Source organism: [Flexibacter] sp. ATCC 35103 (assembly GCF_001975985.1).
Classification (GTDB): Bacteria; Bacteroidota; Bacteroidia; order Flavobacteriales; family Flavobacteriaceae; genus Flavobacterium.
Map to the genome: position 1 here is coordinate 135,980 of NZ_MTQF01000005.1, position 16,612 is coordinate 152,591.

A 16,612-nucleotide genomic window follows, 5' to 3' on the forward strand; every position below is an offset into this window, starting at 1 on the left:
ATTGATTTTTTTTGATTTAAATTTTAGTTTCACAAGTGGGATGCTAGCTCCAGCGGAGATTATGGAATAGCAATTAGTCCTTTTTTTAAATCTGGTTTGAAATGTTCATTCCAATATTCGTCAGAATAAGGGTCTTTGTCATTTTTCTCTGAAACAAATTTTAATTTCCCGTCTTTAATTTCATATAACCTATATGATTTAATAATTTTATTTGCTTCTATTTTTAATATTAACAAATAAACTACAGGTTGATAAGAATTAAAAACTTCTAATTGCAAATGATATATCCCGTCCTTATTTACTATGTAATACCCTGTCTGTTGAGTTACTCCAGGTTGAATTAAAAAATCACTAGAAACAAAAGTATTTTCAGTAAAACATTTTTTGTCAATTAATAATTGATCACCTTTAATTATTTTTTTGCAATTATTAATTTTATCAATATTACGGACGAGTAATTTTACATTTGAAATATCATATCCGCTTTCGTTAACTAAACAGATATCAAAAAAATTGTCTTTTTCGGAATGTGAAACCAAAATTTTAGGATAAGTCACACCAAAGATTTTATTATTCAGTCTATTCTGTAATTGCTCAGCTTTTGCTCTAAATTGTTCTTCAGATTTTTTAGCCTCATTTGTTTCTAAGTCAGCTTCTTTCTTTTCATAATATTGTAAAAATGCACTACAAATTACAAGTATACCTCCCAAAACTCCTAAAATTAAAGTAAACATATTTCTTTTATTCATTAGTTTAAAATTTAAAATATAATCTAAGAAGAATATACAAAAAAGTGTAATATTTATGATTTAACTAGAATGAGTAAATATTTTTTTTTCAATCAGTTCTCTTAAAATTAATTTATTTGCAAATAAAAGATTTTTACTATATTGAATAACAGGTATTTATACTTTTTTTATTTAATCTACTGTTTCGAGTCACTTTCTCGTATATAACGCTGTTTTTACGAGCGAGATATTCGCGCTAGCAGCAAAAAAAAACACCCAAATTCAAATTGAGCGCCCTTTTTCTATATATTATATTCCGTAATTACGATTTAAAATTCGAAACCTTATATGTTTTTCCATCTCCCGTTGCCTGAACAACTTTTGTCAGGTTATCTTGGTTTTGAACTGTTTTGTCAAACACAACAGTAGCTGTTTTTTTGTCGAAATCAACTGTTGCTTTTTCTACTCCGTCAAGATTAGATAATTCTTTTTCGATAGTTTTTGCACATCCCATTGCACAAGTCATTCCTTCGATCTCGAAACTTGCAGTTTGTACATTTTCGGCAGCAATTGCTTTGTGTTCTTTTACAGCTGTGTTTTCTGATTTTATGTTTGCCAGATTTTTATCTTCTTCTTTTTTGCAGCTTACCAATACTAAACCTGCTATGGCGAAAGTGGCTATGATCTTTGTAAATTTCATTGTATATGATTTTTAATTTGATAGTGATGTTCTTTTGCAAAATTAATAAAAATGAAGAGGTCAGTTCATAAATTTATTACAAATTTGTATCAAAATGGTATTTATGGATGCAAAGCAATTAAAGTGGGCGTATTTATTTGTTCTTTCGCTTATTTGGGGAAGTTCTTTTATTTTAATAAAAAGAGGTTTAGTTGGTTTAACTGCAATTCAGGTTGGCTCGTTCCGAATTATTTTTGCAGCGCTCTTTTTATTAATTTTTGGGTTTAATAGTCTAAAGAAAATTTCGCGCCGCCAATGGAAATTTGTTGCCATAACATCACTTTTTGGGACTTTTACCCCAGCTTATCTTTTTGCTATTGCAGAAACCGAAGTTGATAGTTCAATCGTTGCTATTTTAAATTCGCTTACGCCATTAAATACATTAGTGTTAGGAATAATTGCTTTTGGAATCCAGTTTCAAAAACGACAGGTTTTAGGCGTTTTTGTGGGTTTGGTTGGTTGTATGTTATTGGTTTTAAGCGGAGCATCTGCTCATCCTGGACAAAACTATTATTATGTAGTTCTTGTTGTAATTGCAACCTTATGTTATGCGATCAATGTTAATTTAATCAAGAAGTATTTGTCTGACTTAAATTCTGTAAGTATTACAACCGGAAACTTTACCGTTTTGCTTATACCTGCTTTGATTATTTTAAGCACCACAGATATTTCTCAAAGAATAAGTCTTGATGTTACACAACATTCTATCTTTTTCGTAATGATTCTGGGTGTTTTAGGAACCGGAATCGCTAATGTTGTATTCTTTAAATTAATACAAATGTCATCGCCTGTTTTTGCAACATCAGTAACCTATTTAATACCAATAGTAGCATTTTTTTGGGGATTATTAGATAACGAAATGCTAACGCCAATCCAGTTTTTTGGCGCTTTTATTATTTTGATTGGAGTTTATTTATCAGCTAAGAAATAAGAGCTTTGAATTGAATACCTTTGAGAGGTTTTTTATGTGTGGTTTTGTCATTTCGACGCAGGAGAAATCACCCTTGTAATTCGACAAAGATTGGCGATTTTAGTAACGGAGCTTTATTTGTGATTTCTCCTGCGTCGAAATGATATACTAATTGAATAAAAAATTACCCGTATAGTATGGTGGCGGTATTGGAAACAACCGTAACGCTCTTAAAGGCGTAGGAGCTAAGTTACGCGGGTTTTATTTTAAATATGAAAATTCTTACTTATTTGAAAGTTTTTGAGTATCTTCACGGTCCTAAAACGTCAAATAATATGAACTTAAAGAAATTTTACCCGTGTGGTATGGTGGCGGTATTGGAAACAACCGTAACGCGCTTTGACGGCGTAGGACACCTTAGCTATGCGGGTTTTTTACTCCCTAACCGTCAAATTATGAGTACAAACACCCTTTCAAAAGAAACAGAATTGCGATTAGCTGATTTTTTCAACAATTCAATTGATCCACAATTTATGGCAAAAACAATTAGACAAGTAAATCATTTGCTTGCTTTAAGCCTAATGCGGGATTGTGAAACACTCGAAACCGATAAAACAAATCTTGAAAACGGTTTTTATTGGTTGAATGAATTAGCAGAAATTCTAAATCCTTATCTGGATGTTGAATGATTAAACAAGAAAGGCTGTCATAATCGACAGCCTTTCTTGCTTTTGGGAAATTTTGTAAAGTTTTAAGTATGTTTGTCATTTCGACCGAAGGGAGAAATCACACTAGTAATGCGACAAAGATTGATAATTTTAGGAATGGAGTTTCTTGTGCGATTTCTCCCTTCGGTCGAAATGACAAGATTGTGTTTATGATAATAACGTGAAAAAGGGCTTCGACTTTGCTCAGCCTGACAAGGAATGAGTAGAAGTAGTACATAAAAAAAAGCTTTGTCAAAGTTTTAAACTTTGACAAAGCTTCGGGATAACCTCCCAGAACCTTTGCAACTCTGAGCCTTTGAACCTTTGAATTTCTTCTATAAAAAATCTTTCTCAGAAACTCCTTCGTTGATCTTAATGTCGGTCATTTTAATATCCAATTCAAAACCTACATTTTGCACCAGATTAAAAGGAACTTTAATTCCTTTTACTTCTCTGTAATCGTTAAAGTTGGTTATTTGAGAAGACGATTTTCCGTCTTGTTCACGAACTTTGCCTTTTGCAGTTTTCAAGCCTGATTTTACATCGTAGTAATACGTTGTTTTACCATCTTTTATTACATAAGCATCGCTGCCGTTTACAGGTTCGATTCCGTCAACTTTTAAGTCTGTTCTTTTTTGTAATTGTAATTCTTCAAAAGGAGCAGCGCTGGCTTTCATATCGGCAAGATCTGCGCCTTCAAGATTCTTGCGTTGACCTTGTTGTTCGATATAAGCTCCTTTTTCGTTTACAACCTGTTTCATTAAATTCATGGTTCCCATGGCGAGCGAAACCATCATTTTGCCTTTAGAATCTAATTTAGAAGTAAATGTCAAAGGTCCAGGAGCTTGCGGTACAGTTGTAGTTCCGGTCATTGCCAGTGTTTTTGCGGCAGAAACTGCTTTTTCTCCTCCAATTGCTTTAAGGTAATTTTCGAAAACAGTTTTAGCAGTAATTCCGGTTGGAGCTTCTTTTTTAGTAACAGGTTTTTCAACTGGATTTCCGTATTTGTCAAAATAGAAAATCGGAATTTGAAGTTTTTCTAAACCCGTAATTACATCAGAACCTTTTCCGGCAATAACAATTCGTATATTGTCGAGAAGAAAATACTTGTTTGCAACGCGGTAAATATCATCGGCAGTAACATCATTTATAGTCTGAATGTATTTTTCGTAAAAGTCTGCCGGTAATTTTTCTGTTTCAATATTCAAAGCATATCTGGCAACTGTTTGCGGTTTTTCGACCTGCATTACAAATCGGCCAATATATCCTGCTTTTACATTTCTCAAAACTTCCTGAGGAACTCGCTCGGTTCTGATTCTTTTAATTTCTTTTATAAACTGAACAACTGCGCTGTCAGTAACCGTGTTTCTAACGGCAGATGAAGCTTTAAATTTAGTTACATACTTTCCGGCCCCAATGCTTGAATTTGCGCCATATGTCCAGGCATGTTCTTCACGAAGGTTCATATTTAGGTAACTGTTAAAATCTCCTCCTAAAATTTGATTTGCAATTACTGCAGGAAAAAAATCAGGATCGCTCATTTTTAAGTTCACGGTATTAACCAGTGAAATTTCAGATTGAACCGCATTTGAAACATCCACAAAATCAATCTGAAGTTGAGAAACATTCTCCGGATTTGGGTAAGTGTTTTTTGGTGTGTTTTGTTTTTTCCATCCGCCAAAAAGTTTTTCAACAGCAGCTTTTGTTTCTTTGAATTTAACATCACCAATTATTACTAAATAAGCATTTTCAGGAACAAAATAAGTAGCGTAATTTGTCTGAACATCTGCAAGAGTTACATTTTTTACCGTTTCTTCTGAAAGATATTCTCCTGACGGATGATTTTTTCCAAAAGCTAAAACATCAACAACTCTGTTTGCAATTGCAGGAACACTTTTTTCATCGGCTTTAAGGCCTTCAATTAATTTTGCTTTTTCCTTATCAAATTCAATTTGAGTAAAATTAGGTTGTAAAGCACCTTCTGCCAACAGTTCTAAAACACGTCCTGAATATTTAGAAAGTGAACTTGCATATGCGCCGGATGATGAAAAATTAATACTTGCTCCGTAAAAATCAATTTCTTCGTTAAAAGCTTCTTTGGTTGTTTTTTTAGTTCCGTTGCCAATTAAGCTGCTGGTTAATTCGTCGACACCTTTTTTGTTTCCTTCTGTAAAAGGAGCATTGTCGAGTGTTAGATTAAAGCTTACTCTTGGTAATTTATGATTTTCAACTACCAAAACTTTCATGCCGTTTGCCAAAACAAAAGTTTGAGGTTTTTTGATGTTGACTACTGGTGAAGGGCCTGGTTTTGGTTGTAGACGATCTTGTGCTTGCATAATTCCAGTCAGGAATAAAAGGATTAAAAATGTATGTATTTTTTTCATGATTCAATAAGCTTAGTTTTGAACTTTAGTTGAAGGAATGTAGTCTAAAATTAAACGCTGGTTAGGGTTTAGGTACTTTTTAGCCACTTCTCTAATTTCTTCTCTTGTAATAGAGTGATAAAGATCAATTTCTGTATTAATTAAATTAACGTCTCCGTAGAGAAGGTAATAAGAAGCGAGATTTTCAGCAATTCCTTCTACGCTGGCATTGGCATTCACAAAATTATTATCGAATTTATTTTGTAATTTTTCGTAATCTTTTTCAGAAATCAGATCAGTTTGAATTTTTACAATTTCTTCATCCATTTCTTTCAAGATGTCGGCTGTAGTATATGGAGCCATTGGCAGGCCGTATAATATATAGGTTCCATAATCTTCCTGACTAAAACCAACGGCTCCAATTTGAAGTGCCATCTTTTTATCATCGACTATTTTTTTGTACAATTTTGAACTTTTTCCGTCACTTAAATAAGAAGAGATCAAGTCTAAAACTCTGGCGTCTCTGGTTTTCATCGACGGTGTTCTGTATGAAGCAACAATCATCGGGATCTGAATATTCGGATCTTCATAAGTTGCTTTTATAGTCTGGTTGATTGGTTCTTCGACAAAAGTTTGTTTTTTTACTTCTTCTCCTCTCGGAATTGGAGCGAAATATTTCTGAATCCATTCTTTGGTTTTTGTTTTATCAAAATCTCCTGCTACGACCAAAACAGCATTGTTTGGTGTATAGAATTTTTTATTAAATGCCTGAAACTCTTCCAAAGTAGCTGCATCAAGATCTTTCATAGATCCTATAGTTGTCCAGCGATACGGATGATTTTTGAACATGTTTTTCTTAACCTCAGGAAGAATATTTCCGTAAGGCTGATTGTCGTAACGCATTCTTTTTTCTTCTTTTACGACTTCGTTTTGAGTTTCAACTCCAATTTTGTTAATGATAGGGTGCATCAATCTTTCAGACTCCATCCATAAGCCAAGTTCCAGGCTGTTTGAAGGGAATACTTCGTAGTAATACGTTCTGTCGTCAGACGTGTTGGCGTTATTTACTCCGCCGTTTGCGGTGACGATTTTCATCCATTCGCCACGTTTTATATTTTGTGTTCCTTCAAATAATAAATGCTCAAAGAAATGCGCAAAACCCGTTCGGTCAGGGCGCTCGTCTTTTGATCCTACGTGATACATTACTGACGTAATTACAACGGGAGCCGATGGATCGTTGTGCAAAATAACATGCATGCCGTTATCTAAATTGTATTCTTCAAAAGCTACCTTTTGAGCATGAGCCACTCCGCCGAGCATTATTGCTGCACTTAACATCATTATTGAATTTTTCATAAAGATTAATAATTTTTATTTACCTATAGTATGTAGGTAGCCAAGAGTTGATTATCGTTACATCAAAATTAACTTTTTTTAATTATCAAATAAGTGTTAAGTCTCATTTTGGTGATACTTTAACAATCATTCCTGTTTAAAACTTCTTTTTTGACAGCTGAAATCCCTTGAAAAACAGACTTTAAAACGAAATAAATATTTTTAGAATAAGAAATTGCACAGTAAATTATTAATTGTATATTTGCAACCTTAAAAATCAATAAATCAATTTGGTATGTATGCAATCGTAGAGATAGCAGGGCAACAATTTAAAGTAAGCAAAGACTTAAAGGTTTATGTTAACCGTTTGACTAACGAAGAAGGTTCAAAAGTTTCTTTTGACAAAGTTCTTTTATTAGATGATAATGGTAACGTAACTTTAGGCGCCCCAGCTATAGAAGGTGCTTCAGTAGAAGCTAAAGTGTTACAACACTTAAAAGGAGATAAAGTTATCGTTTTCAAAAAGAAAAGAAGAAAAGGATACAAAAAGAGAAATGGTCACAGACAATATCTTACTCAAATTGTAATTGAAGGTATTACTGCAGCTGGAGGAACTAAAAAAGCAGCAGCTAAAAAAGCGGTTGTAGCAGATGAAGCAGCTACTGAAGAAGTAGAAGCTCCAAAAGTAAAAAAAGCAGCAGCTCCAAAAGCAAAAAAAGAAGCTACTAAAGAATAATAACAATATTTAAACTCATACGTCATGGCTCACAAGAAAGGTGTCGGTAGTTCGAAGAATGGTAGAGAATCAGAATCAAAACGTTTAGGCGTTAAGATTTTTGGAGGTCAAGCTGCTATTGCTGGGAACATCATCGTTAGACAAAGAGGTTCAAAACATAATCCAGGTGAAAATGTTTACATTAGTAAAGATCACACACTACACGCAAGAGTAGCTGGAGTTGTTAAGTTCCAAAAGAAAAGAGATAACAAATCTTATGTATCTATCCTTCCATTCGAAGCATAATCATTAGATTACTTATTACAAAACCCGTTCGCATTGCGAACGGGTTTTTTGTTTTTAATCAATACTGATTTATAAAATAGTGTAACAATTTCTATAATAATGCAACATATGTTCTAAAGGAATTAACATTAAGTTGAAAAAATAAGGGCATTATGAAATTAACTATTTAACTCAGGATTTATGAACGAAAAAAGATTTTTAAAAATCCGCCTGTATTGTACAAGTATAATAGCAATCTCTGTTTGGCTATTATTAATCTGGAATTATTATAATGGAGGAGTGCCAAGTCATCATATTCTGAATGATAAAAATTTACCTGAAATTTCGAATTGGTGGGGAGCGATATTACTTCCTTTGCTTTCATGGGTTTTGTTTTACCGGATAAAAAAGAGAGCTGTAACAGATATTGGCAATGAATCGAAAGTATCAGATTTTCAAACAAATATAATTTATGGATTTATCGGCGCTTTATTCATGGGGATACTTCTTTCGGTATTTTTTACTTTAGAATATGAAAATTTTCCAGCTTACATACTTTTAATAATTCTGATGTCCGGCTTATTTTTTCCTGTTTACAGAGCAGAGTGTATTCTTGGCTTTGTTTTGGGGATGACTTTTACATTTGGGGCGGTGTTGCCAACTGCAATAGGATTTATATTGGTATTAATTGGTGTATTCTTGTATCTGTGTATTCGACCAATATTTTTGTATGTTGTATCCCGGTTTTTATTTGTTATAGTTTCGAGAAGACAGAAGACTGATAAATAAAATGAAATAAATATCAGATTATATATTGGACTTATTATTTGTATTTTTGGTTGAACAAATCTCCAAATTTTGAAAAAAATAGTTTTTTTTATCTTTCTTTTCAGTGCAAGTCTGTTTGCAAAAGAAATTAATCCTGCTGAACAAATTGTATCATTAAACGAGAATCAAAAAAAGATTTTATACGAATTTGCAGTTCTTCAAAAAAACGCTTCTAATGCTAATGAATATTGGCAGCAACACAAGAATCAGTTTTCTGCAATTAATGATACAGTAAGAAATCAATTGGCAAACGAAATTTATGCCAATTCACACATTTCATACACTCCTGTAAAAGATTCTGCGGTTCAATTATGGATGCAGACGCAATCACTTACGAATTGGATGTTATATCTGGCGGCGTTTATTGCAATATGTTCTATAATAGGATTATTGCGCAATTATTGGGGTTTGCTTATCGATATTCTTATCAGGCAATTTGCGCCAATATTCAGACTTTTATTTTCGGCAATATTGCTAACTTATGAATTGTTGCTGATAGGTATTGCGTGTGTTGTTTTTGGTTGTTATATTGAAGAAATGACCTTGCGAACGGTAGTAATTCATACGGGTTTATTTTTATTATGGAGTCAGTCAACGGCTATTTTTACCCGCAAATATTTAGTAAAGAAATATATTTTTGAAATAAAAAATAATTTCTGGAGTCGGAATAATTGGGAAACAATAAAAACAATTTGTTTGCCTGCAATAATCGTTACACTGGCACTTTTGTACGTATTATATAAAAATCCGGATGATACTTTGTATAATTATGAGATCGTTGTTTCTGGTATGGCTGTTATTTGTGCTTTGCCATTTTGGCGTACATTAGAGAAATATATTTCTCCAATACTTGTTCCTTTTGAAGACAGTTATATAGAAAGAAGTATTGATTCGCTTGCTGCGTGTGTTATTGTGGCTTTACTTATCGATGGCTTTTTGATAGCACAGCAAAATCCGATTTTTTCTTATGTGATAGTAGCCTTGACAAGTTTGCTGATTATCTCATTTTTACTTTTATCGCTGAAACATAATTTTAAATACAATTACAAGAATTATTATTATTTGCAATTAATTACCGTTCTTTTTCTTCTGTTCACTTTGTTTTATAGCTTTTATATTCATTCTGCCGAAATGATTTGGGCATCCTTAATAGGGACAAGCGTCTACATTATTATCAAATATTGGGAAATTCCAACCTTTTTTATAAGCTGGAAAAGAAGCAGAACATTGGCTTGGGGATTTTTGGGAATGGCGTTATTATTGTGGTTATTGGCAAAAGGTATTTTGTATGTTTCCGGAATGTTGTATGTTTAATTCTACATGTCTTGTCATTTCGACCGAAGGAAGAAATAATAGAGATTCAATTGTAAATTTCATAAAAAAACCTGTTCGTAGTGAGCAGGTTTTTTTATTTATTCGGTGTCTTTTGTTTCTTCTAAATCTTCTGTTTTGCGTCCCAATTTTACTTTAGGGCTATTCTGTGTTCCGGTAACAGTTAGCGGAATTCCGAATATACCAAGAGGAGGTAAGCCTAAACGCATTTTTAAGTTCAGTTTTCCGTCTAAACTTGTTGTGCCTTCAATTCTTGGACGAAAGCCTGCAAACTTAAATTTAAAGCGTTCTACCGTCATGATGTTATTTTTGATAGTAGTTTTAATGTCAACTTTAGAGACATCAGGATTTTTCATCGATTCAGAATTTGTTTGTTTGCTTACTGCGTTAAACATTTTCAATCCTCGCACTTTTACATCTTTTACAGAAAGGATTCCTCCGCCGGTAAGCGATGGATAAACCGGATCCATATTCCCGTTTAAACGGCCTTTTAATTGATAATCGACAGATACTATCCCTTGTGCTTTTTCAGCTGCACTGGCCATTTTTCTGAAAACTTCAATTTCATTATATGCTTTTTTAATATCAAAATCAGATGCTTTAAGACTAAAATCAAAATTCGCTTTTTGTGTAGTTATCGCCTGATAGTTGGCGTTCATGCCAACATTACAGCCAATTAAATTAAAACCGGTATTCTGCATGCTCAATTTTCCTTTGTTCATGTTTAAATTTCCTGTCGCATTTTGAAGATTCAATTTGTCAAAATTTACTTTTTGAGCATTAGCTGTAAAATTCAAATTCAAATTTGTCGGAATTATGATAACTCCGGTTTGTTTTGCTTCGGTTTGAGCAGGAGCAGGGCTTTGAGTTTTTGTTTGTGTTACAGATGTATTTGCCGGCGTACTTGACATAAATTCATCTACATTAATATATCGTGATGTAACTTTAAAAGAGCCTCTTAAAACACCAGTATTTGTCGTTACGTAATTAAAAACGTTCTGTAGATATCCATTTAGCTTAAAGTCTGATTCGCCATAAGCGGCCAGAAAATTATTAAACGACATTTTATCCTGATTGATTTTAAAAATCCCTTCTTTAATAATGAATTTTTTAGGAAGATATTCTGATGCGATTCCTATATTTCTTAGTTCAAGAGTTCCCTTATTATAAAGTTTGCTGTAATTTCCTTTTTCAGCATCGCTTTGTTTGCCTTTCAAAACCAGGTCAGCTTTTATAAAACCATCTAAATCAAGCCCTTTTTGAGAAAAAACTTTGTAGATTTTATGGATGTCAAGTTCACCTTTTGCTTTAATGTCATAAGTCAGATCATTAAAATTACTTAAATCAGCTTCTACAAAAACAGGTTTTCCTTCAAAAGTAAACTGAGTTGGTTTTAGACTTACTTTCAAATCCTCAAATGTTCCTTTTTGATTCTCAATTTTTGATTTTATTGTAATATTAGTAATCGGATTTGGGTAATATTTGGTTTTTAAATAACCATTTTGCAAATCGATAATTCCTTTTGTAACAGGAAACAGTTTGTTTTTCTGATCAAATTTTCCGTTTGCTTTTACATCTCCGGCCAAACTTCCTTTTAAAACGATGTCTGGAATTCCAAGTGCTTTTGTTAGTTTCTCAAGATCAATTTTAGCTTTAAAAGCAGCATTTATTTCAGGCGTATTTACACCTTTTACAGAAAAATTAGATTTTAAATAATCCTTATTTATATTTAAAGATAAATTTTTTGCATCCACAGTTAAAAGGTCCGGATTTAAAGAAGGAACTGTAGTTTTAACTTCTAAATTTAAATTAGAAACCGGAAAAGCACTTTTGTTATAATTTACAAAGCCATTGTCTATTTTTACATCCAAATTCAAATCAGGAGCAATATTCTGTGAGGCAATATAGTTTCCTTTTAAGGTAAAAAGCAGATTGGTTTTACCTGTTATTTCTGTTTTAGAAAGCCAGGTAATGTATTTTGGAGGTAAAGCGGTAAAAAGATCGTATAAATTACTATCGTCAGATTTTATTATAAAATCCATATTGTAACCGTCTTTCAGGAAATCAAATTTTCCTTTAAAATCGACTAAAAGCTGATTGATCTTAAGGTTGTTTTGTTCAAAAAAGAAAGACAATGAGTTAACGTTTACTTTAGTAATTAAGTCAGCATCAATCTTTTTATTCATTAAATACGGTTCGCCTTCGTAAACAATGTTTAATTTTTCGATTTTGGCTTTTGAGTATAAATCAAAAACAGCCTGGTTTAGATCTCCTTTTCCTAAGTAGTTAAAACCAAAAGCATCAAAATGTACTTTAGTAGATAAATCGTCGTAAATAATTTTACTGTTTATGATTTCAATTTTTTCCAGTTTTAGCGATGCGTCGGCATCAGTACTATCTTTAGGATCTGATGGTTTTGATGATTTGTAAACATTATAATTAGCTTCTCCTTTTTCGTTTACTTTTACATTAATAAAAGAATCAGACAAATAGATCTGGTCAATTTTTACTTCTTTGCTAAAAACTAAACTTGCTACGTTTATTCCAAAAGAGACTTCTTTTGCGGTAATAAATTTTTCATTTTTATAAGGAGCTGATCCGTTAAGGCTTAAATCATTTAAAGTTAAAGTCAAGGAAGGAAAGTGATGAAAAAAGGAGACCGAAACATCAGAATAATTTAATTCTGCGCTTAATTTTTCGTTAGCCGTTTTTTTAATTTGCTCCTTGATTTTATCAGCAAATATAATAGGGGTCAAAAACAACAATCCTATAATAACGACAAAAGTTATTGCGAGATATTTTGCCGTTTTTAATAAAATGGACTTCGTTTTATTTGTAGACATAACAAATTGAGGTGTTTACAGGAAAGATTTGTATTGTGTTAAAAAGTGTATTATCCGTGAACAGTTTCGCTTTTGCCGTAATTAGTGATAATAGATCCTTCATATTCAATCCATTCTTTCCATCGTTTATCGATATCTATATTGTCTGTATATTTTCTTGCAAATCCTAAAAATGTAGTATAATGACCTGCTTCAGAAATCATTAAATCACGATAAAATTTAGCTAATTCCTCGTCTTTGATATTTTCTGAAAGTACCTTAAAACGTTCACAGCTTCTTGCTTCGATCATAGCCGAAAATAATAAACGATCACAAAGTGCATCTTTTCTGCTTCCGTCTTTTTTCATGAATTTAAAAAGCTCATTTACATAATGATCTTTTCTTTCGCGCCCCAAAGTCAAACCTCTTTTTTTAATAATATCGTGAACCATTTGTAAATGCTCTAATTCTTCTCTGGCAATTACAAGCATTTCAGTTACTAACTCCTCTAATTCAGAGTTGTAAGTAACCAGGCTAATGGCGTTTGAAGCTGCTTTTTGCTCACACCAGGCATGATCCGTTAAAATTTCTTCGATATTCGACTCTACTATATTTACCCAGCGCGGGTCTGTGGCTAATTTTAATCCTAACATAACTATATTGAAAAAAAAGTTAACTGCAAAATTAGTCTTTTTTATCGCCGAAAGTCAGTAAATAGTGTGCAAATGCGACCAAAAAAGCATTATTTTGTAACTTGAAACAAGTAAAATGAGTCAGATAAAAAAACTGTTGATTATTGGGTTTGTTTGGCCTGAGCCAAATTCGTCTGCGGCGGGCGGAAGAATGATGCAATTGATTTCTGTTTTTGCAGCAAATGAATTTGAAATTACGTTTGCAAGCCCAGCTTTAGATAGCGATTTTATGGTCGATTTATCTGAATTTGGCGTAAAGAAAATATCAATTGAACTTAATAATTCTAGTTTTGATGATTTTATAATCGAACTTAATCCTGACGTAGTTTTATTTGATCGCTTTATGATCGAAGAACAATTTGGCTGGCGGGTTTCTGAAAATTGTCCAAAAGCAATTCGTTTATTAGATACCGAAGATTTGCATTGTTTGAGAACTGCTAGGCAAAAAGCATTCAAAGAAAACAGAACATTTGAATTGAATAATTTATTGTCTGAAGAAGTCGCAAAACGAGAAATCGCTAGTATTTTAAGATGCGATTTGTCTTTTATTATTTCTGAATTTGAGATGGAAGTTCTAAAAGATGTTTTTAAAATCGATCCGGATTTATTGCATTATTTGCCTTTTCTGGTGGATGAAATATCTGAAGAAGATTTGGTGAAATTGCCATCATTTCAGGAACGAAAGAATTTTGTTTTCATCGGGAATTTTCTTCATGAACCTAATTGGAATACAGTTCAGTATCTAAAAGAAACGATTTGGCCTTTAATCAAAAAACAATTTGCTGAAGCTGTTTTAGAAGTTTATGGGGCGTATCCTTCGCAAAAAGTACTGCAATTGCATCAGCCAAAAAACGGTTTTTTTATTATGGGAAGGGCTGCTGATGCTAATGAAATTGTAAAAAAAGCCAGAATTGTTTTGGCTCCAATTCGTTTTGGCGCAGGTTTAAAGGGTAAATTGTTAGAAGCCATGCAATGCGGAACGCCAAGTGTAACAACAACAATTGGTTCTGAAGCTATGCATAGTAATCTGCCGTGGAATGGTTTTATTACGGATGATTTTCAGGAGTTTGCAAATCATGCGATTGCGTTATATCAAGATGAAAATCTTTGGCGAGAATCTCAAAAAAATGGAATAACAATCATAAATGAATGCTATAAAATCAGTAAATATTCCGTGCAATTAATGGAGGTTGTTCATGGATTACTAGATAATTTAGAAAGTCATCGTTTGCATAATTTCATGGGAAGTCTGTTGCAGCATCACACTTTGAAAAGCACAAAATACATGTCAAAATGGATTGAGGCCAAGAATAAGAATTAAACTTCCATTTTTCCAAAACCTACTGTTTCTCGATACAATTGTGGCGAAACATCGGCATTGGTTTTAAAGAATCGGCTAAAATAATGCTCGTCATCATAGCCTAGTTCGTAGGCAATTTCTTTTACCGTTTTATTGGTCATATATAATTCTCTTTTAGCTTCGATTATAATTCTTTCAGCAATTAAATCAGTAAGGGTTTTGTTGAAATAATTTTTAGATAATTTCGCTAAGGCTTTCGCCGAAATATTGAGCATTTCAGCATAATGACCCGCAGAATGTTTAATCTTGAAATTAAGCTCAATTGCATCTTTCAGGTTTTGAAGAATAAAAGGTTCTTTAGAATCCGGAGCAGATTTCATTTCTTCCAGTTGTTGATTCTTTAATCTTGAAGCTGTAATCAGAAATATCTTTAAATAAGAAATCAATAAGTCATATTGTGCTAATCCGGTATTCTGGATTTCAGTTTTCATCTGGTCCAAAACCATTTTAAAAGTCGATGCAGCTTCTTCTGTAATTATTGTAAATGGTGGCTGATATACATTATTAAATAAAACACCATTGCATGAAACTTCTTTTTGGTGATAATGAATACAATAAAAATCAGGATGAAAATGAATCGCGATGCCTTCAATTGGTTCATTTACACAAAGCATAAATGGCTGGTAAGGAGAAAAGGCGAGGAGTGAGTTTTCTTCAAAATGATGTTCGGCAAAATCAGCTTTTACTTTCCCTTTTCCTTTGGTTACCCATATTAGGGAGAAATAATTGTTGCGTTGTAAATGATCGAAGTGGCTGTTATCATCAAAAGGAAGTAATTTGAATGCTAAATTACCATTTTGCGGATTTATTAAAGTGTATACGTTTTGATTGCTCATAATAAAAACTACTTTTTTGAAAATATAAAGATAGTCATGAAAAAGAATTCACGACTATCTCTATAAATTGTTTTTTGCTGAATTAGTTTTGTAATTCTAAACTTGGAACTGCCGGGAAATCTATTTGAGTATTAGCGGTATTATTGAAATAATTTGTTAAAACATTCAATGCTACGTGCGCTACGGTTTCTGCAATTTCAGCTTCTGATGCTCCTGCATTTTTTATTGCCTGTACATCTTCGTCATTTACTAAGCCGTTTTTGCTAACTAATGTTTTAGCAAATTTAAGAATGGCGTTAGTTTTTGCATCAGCAGAATTTCCTGTTCTTGCGTCATGTAAAACCTGTGCATCTGCTTTTAATAATTTTTCTCCAATAAAAGTATGAGCAGCTACACAATAATCACATGAATTGCTTTCTGAAACTGTTAAGGCTAATAGTTCGCCTGTTTTTGCGCTTAATTTTCCGTGGTTTAATGCGCCGCTTAAGTTTAAATATCCTTCAAGAACTGCAGGAGAATTTCCCATTGTTCTCATCATGTTAGGCACAACGCCTAGTTTAGCTTGTACAGCGTTGAATAAATCTTTAGTTTTTCCTGTTACTTCTTCTGGGTTTAATGCTGTTAATCGTGTCATTGTATTTAATTTTTATGTTATTTATTAGTTGTTGTCTTTTGACATTACAAAGGTGCGACGATTACAGATTTTAGAACATGGAGGATTTACGCTATATAATGGACAATTTTCCCTGACGTGTTTTTTAGGAGCTAATCCCGCTCCCGAAGCCTCGGGACCGGTACAATATTTTGTCTGCCGCGGCGGACAAAAGGATTTTTACTTCTATCGGGGTTAGGGCAATTGTTTTCATAAGAATGTTTTTCGTTTATCTTGTCATTGCGAGGAACGAAGCAATCACATCGGGTACTTTCGTCGTTATTGATAATTGTGCTTATTGTTAGTGT

The 16,612-nt window shown here is 32.9% G+C and carries 15 protein-coding genes; 7 read left to right on the forward strand and 8 right to left on the reverse strand.

Annotated elements, in window-relative coordinates:
- Positions 1 to 59 precede the first annotated feature (59 nt).
- Together BXU01_RS11730 and BXU01_RS11735 are read right to left on the reverse strand one after the other, a co-directional pair.
- Positions 60 to 749, reverse strand: coding sequence for a hypothetical protein (locus BXU01_RS11730; protein ID WP_083693387.1), 690 nt, complete (start codon positions 747 to 749; stop codon positions 60 to 62).
- A 301-nt stretch (positions 750 to 1,050) separates the two neighbouring features.
- Positions 1,051 to 1,428, reverse strand: coding sequence for a heavy-metal-associated domain-containing protein (locus BXU01_RS11735; RefSeq protein WP_083693388.1), 378 nt, complete (start codon positions 1,426 to 1,428; stop codon positions 1,051 to 1,053).
- A gap of 103 nt (positions 1,429 to 1,531) precedes the next feature.
- On the opposite strand from BXU01_RS11735, the gene BXU01_RS11740 reads away from it, so the two are divergent.
- Both BXU01_RS11740 and BXU01_RS11745 read left to right on the forward strand, forming a co-directional pair.
- Complete coding sequence (locus BXU01_RS11740; RefSeq protein WP_083693389.1) at positions 1,532 to 2,398, forward strand: DMT family transporter; 867 nt, start codon at positions 1,532 to 1,534, stop codon at positions 2,396 to 2,398.
- 434 nt (positions 2,399 to 2,832) lie between these two features.
- Entirely contained in the window at positions 2,833 to 3,066 is a 234-nt protein-coding gene (locus tag BXU01_RS11745) for a hypothetical protein (RefSeq protein WP_083693679.1), read from the forward strand.
- A gap of 353 nt (positions 3,067 to 3,419) precedes the next feature.
- On the opposite strand, the gene BXU01_RS11750 is transcribed toward BXU01_RS11745, so the two are convergent.
- Positions 3,420 to 5,468: a pitrilysin family protein gene (locus BXU01_RS11750; RefSeq protein WP_255373751.1), complete on the reverse strand. Its 2,049-nt coding sequence runs from the start codon at positions 5,466 to 5,468 to the stop codon at positions 3,420 to 3,422.
- Between the two features lie 12 nt (positions 5,469 to 5,480).
- Positions 5,481 to 6,803, reverse strand: coding sequence for a pitrilysin family protein (locus BXU01_RS11755; RefSeq protein ID WP_083693391.1), 1,323 nt, complete (start codon positions 6,801 to 6,803; stop codon positions 5,481 to 5,483).
- Positions 6,804 to 7,077: 274 nt separating this feature from the next.
- Between BXU01_RS11755 and rplU the strand changes: the two genes are divergently transcribed.
- The 4 genes from rplU to BXU01_RS11775 all read left to right on the forward strand — a co-directional run bounded on the left by rplU (position 7,078) and on the right by BXU01_RS11775 (position 9,924).
- Positions 7,078 to 7,518 carry a 50S ribosomal protein L21 gene (gene rplU, locus BXU01_RS11760; RefSeq protein ID WP_083693392.1) on the forward strand — a complete coding sequence of 147 codons (441 nt, stop codon included), beginning with the start codon at positions 7,078 to 7,080 and terminating at the stop codon, positions 7,516 to 7,518.
- A 24-nt stretch (positions 7,519 to 7,542) separates the two neighbouring features.
- Positions 7,543 to 7,803 carry a 50S ribosomal protein L27 gene (gene rpmA, locus BXU01_RS11765; protein WP_035685981.1) on the forward strand — a complete coding sequence of 87 codons (261 nt, stop codon included), beginning with the start codon at positions 7,543 to 7,545 and terminating at the stop codon, positions 7,801 to 7,803.
- A 180-nt stretch (positions 7,804 to 7,983) separates the two neighbouring features.
- On the forward strand, positions 7,984 to 8,571 hold the full coding sequence (locus BXU01_RS23500; RefSeq protein ID WP_123774029.1) for a hypothetical protein: 588 nt from the start codon (positions 7,984 to 7,986) through the stop codon (positions 8,569 to 8,571).
- A gap of 69 nt (positions 8,572 to 8,640) precedes the next feature.
- Positions 8,641 to 9,924: a hypothetical protein gene (locus BXU01_RS11775; RefSeq protein ID WP_255373752.1), complete on the forward strand. Its 1,284-nt coding sequence runs from the start codon at positions 8,641 to 8,643 to the stop codon at positions 9,922 to 9,924.
- Between the two features lie 98 nt (positions 9,925 to 10,022).
- Here BXU01_RS11775 and BXU01_RS11780 read toward each other — a convergent pair whose 3' ends face one another.
- Together BXU01_RS11780 and BXU01_RS11785 are read right to left on the reverse strand one after the other, a co-directional pair.
- Entirely contained in the window at positions 10,023 to 12,785 is a 2,763-nt protein-coding gene (locus BXU01_RS11780; protein ID WP_083693393.1) for an AsmA-like C-terminal region-containing protein, read from the reverse strand.
- A 50-nt stretch (positions 12,786 to 12,835) separates the two neighbouring features.
- Entirely contained in the window at positions 12,836 to 13,417 is a 582-nt protein-coding gene (locus tag BXU01_RS11785; protein WP_035685975.1) for a tRNA-(ms[2]io[6]A)-hydroxylase, read from the reverse strand.
- Between the two features lie 115 nt (positions 13,418 to 13,532).
- On the opposite strand from BXU01_RS11785, the gene BXU01_RS11790 reads away from it, so the two are divergent.
- Complete coding sequence (locus BXU01_RS11790; RefSeq protein ID WP_083693394.1) at positions 13,533 to 14,777, forward strand: glycosyltransferase; 1,245 nt, start codon at positions 13,533 to 13,535, stop codon at positions 14,775 to 14,777.
- On the opposite strand, the gene BXU01_RS11795 is transcribed toward BXU01_RS11790, so the two are convergent.
- Entirely contained in the window at positions 14,774 to 15,652 is an 879-nt protein-coding gene (locus BXU01_RS11795; protein ID WP_083693395.1) for a helix-turn-helix domain-containing protein, read from the reverse strand. The two genes, BXU01_RS11790 and BXU01_RS11795, sit on opposite strands and share 4 nt — an antisense overlap.
- A gap of 82 nt (positions 15,653 to 15,734) precedes the next feature.
- The gene (locus BXU01_RS11800; protein ID WP_083693396.1) at positions 15,735 to 16,286 is read right to left on the reverse strand and encodes a carboxymuconolactone decarboxylase family protein; all 552 of its coding nucleotides are present in this window, start codon (positions 16,284 to 16,286) and stop codon (positions 15,735 to 15,737) included.
- Between the last annotated feature and the right edge of the window lie 326 nt (positions 16,287 to 16,612).

What these genes read in the sequence shown, in the direction of transcription:
- rpmA (WP_035685981.1), top strand. Translation starts at nt 7,543, where the DNA reads ATGGCTCACAAGAAAGGTGTCGGTAGTTCGAAGAATGGTAGAGAATCA.
- BXU01_RS23500 (WP_123774029.1), top strand. Translation starts at nt 7,984, where the DNA reads ATGAACGAAAAAAGATTTTTAAAAATCCGCCTGTATTGTACAAGTATA.
- BXU01_RS11740 (WP_083693389.1), top strand. Translation starts at nt 1,532, where the DNA reads ATGGATGCAAAGCAATTAAAGTGGGCGTATTTATTTGTTCTTTCGCTT.
- BXU01_RS11745 (WP_083693679.1), top strand. Translation starts at nt 2,833, where the DNA reads ATGAGTACAAACACCCTTTCAAAAGAAACAGAATTGCGATTAGCTGAT.
- BXU01_RS11780 (WP_083693393.1), bottom strand. Translation starts at nt 12,785, where the DNA reads ATGTCTACAAATAAAACGAAGTCCATTTTATTAAAAACGGCAAAATAT.
- rplU (WP_083693392.1), top strand. Translation starts at nt 7,078, where the DNA reads ATGTATGCAATCGTAGAGATAGCAGGGCAACAATTTAAAGTAAGCAAA.
- BXU01_RS11755 (WP_083693391.1), bottom strand. Translation starts at nt 6,803, where the DNA reads ATGAAAAATTCAATAATGATGTTAAGTGCAGCAATAATGCTCGGCGGA.
- BXU01_RS11795 (WP_083693395.1), bottom strand. Translation starts at nt 15,652, where the DNA reads ATGAGCAATCAAAACGTATACACTTTAATAAATCCGCAAAATGGTAAT.
- BXU01_RS11800 (WP_083693396.1), bottom strand. Translation starts at nt 16,286, where the DNA reads ATGACACGATTAACAGCATTAAACCCAGAAGAAGTAACAGGAAAAACT.
- BXU01_RS11730 (WP_083693387.1), bottom strand. Translation starts at nt 749, where the DNA reads ATGAATAAAAGAAATATGTTTACTTTAATTTTAGGAGTTTTGGGAGGT.
- BXU01_RS11735 (WP_083693388.1), bottom strand. Translation starts at nt 1,428, where the DNA reads ATGAAATTTACAAAGATCATAGCCACTTTCGCCATAGCAGGTTTAGTA.
- BXU01_RS11750 (WP_255373751.1), bottom strand. Translation starts at nt 5,468, where the DNA reads ATGAAAAAAATACATACATTTTTAATCCTTTTATTCCTGACTGGAATT.
- BXU01_RS11785 (WP_035685975.1), bottom strand. Translation starts at nt 13,417, where the DNA reads ATGTTAGGATTAAAATTAGCCACAGACCCGCGCTGGGTAAATATAGTA.
- BXU01_RS11790 (WP_083693394.1), top strand. Translation starts at nt 13,533, where the DNA reads ATGAGTCAGATAAAAAAACTGTTGATTATTGGGTTTGTTTGGCCTGAG.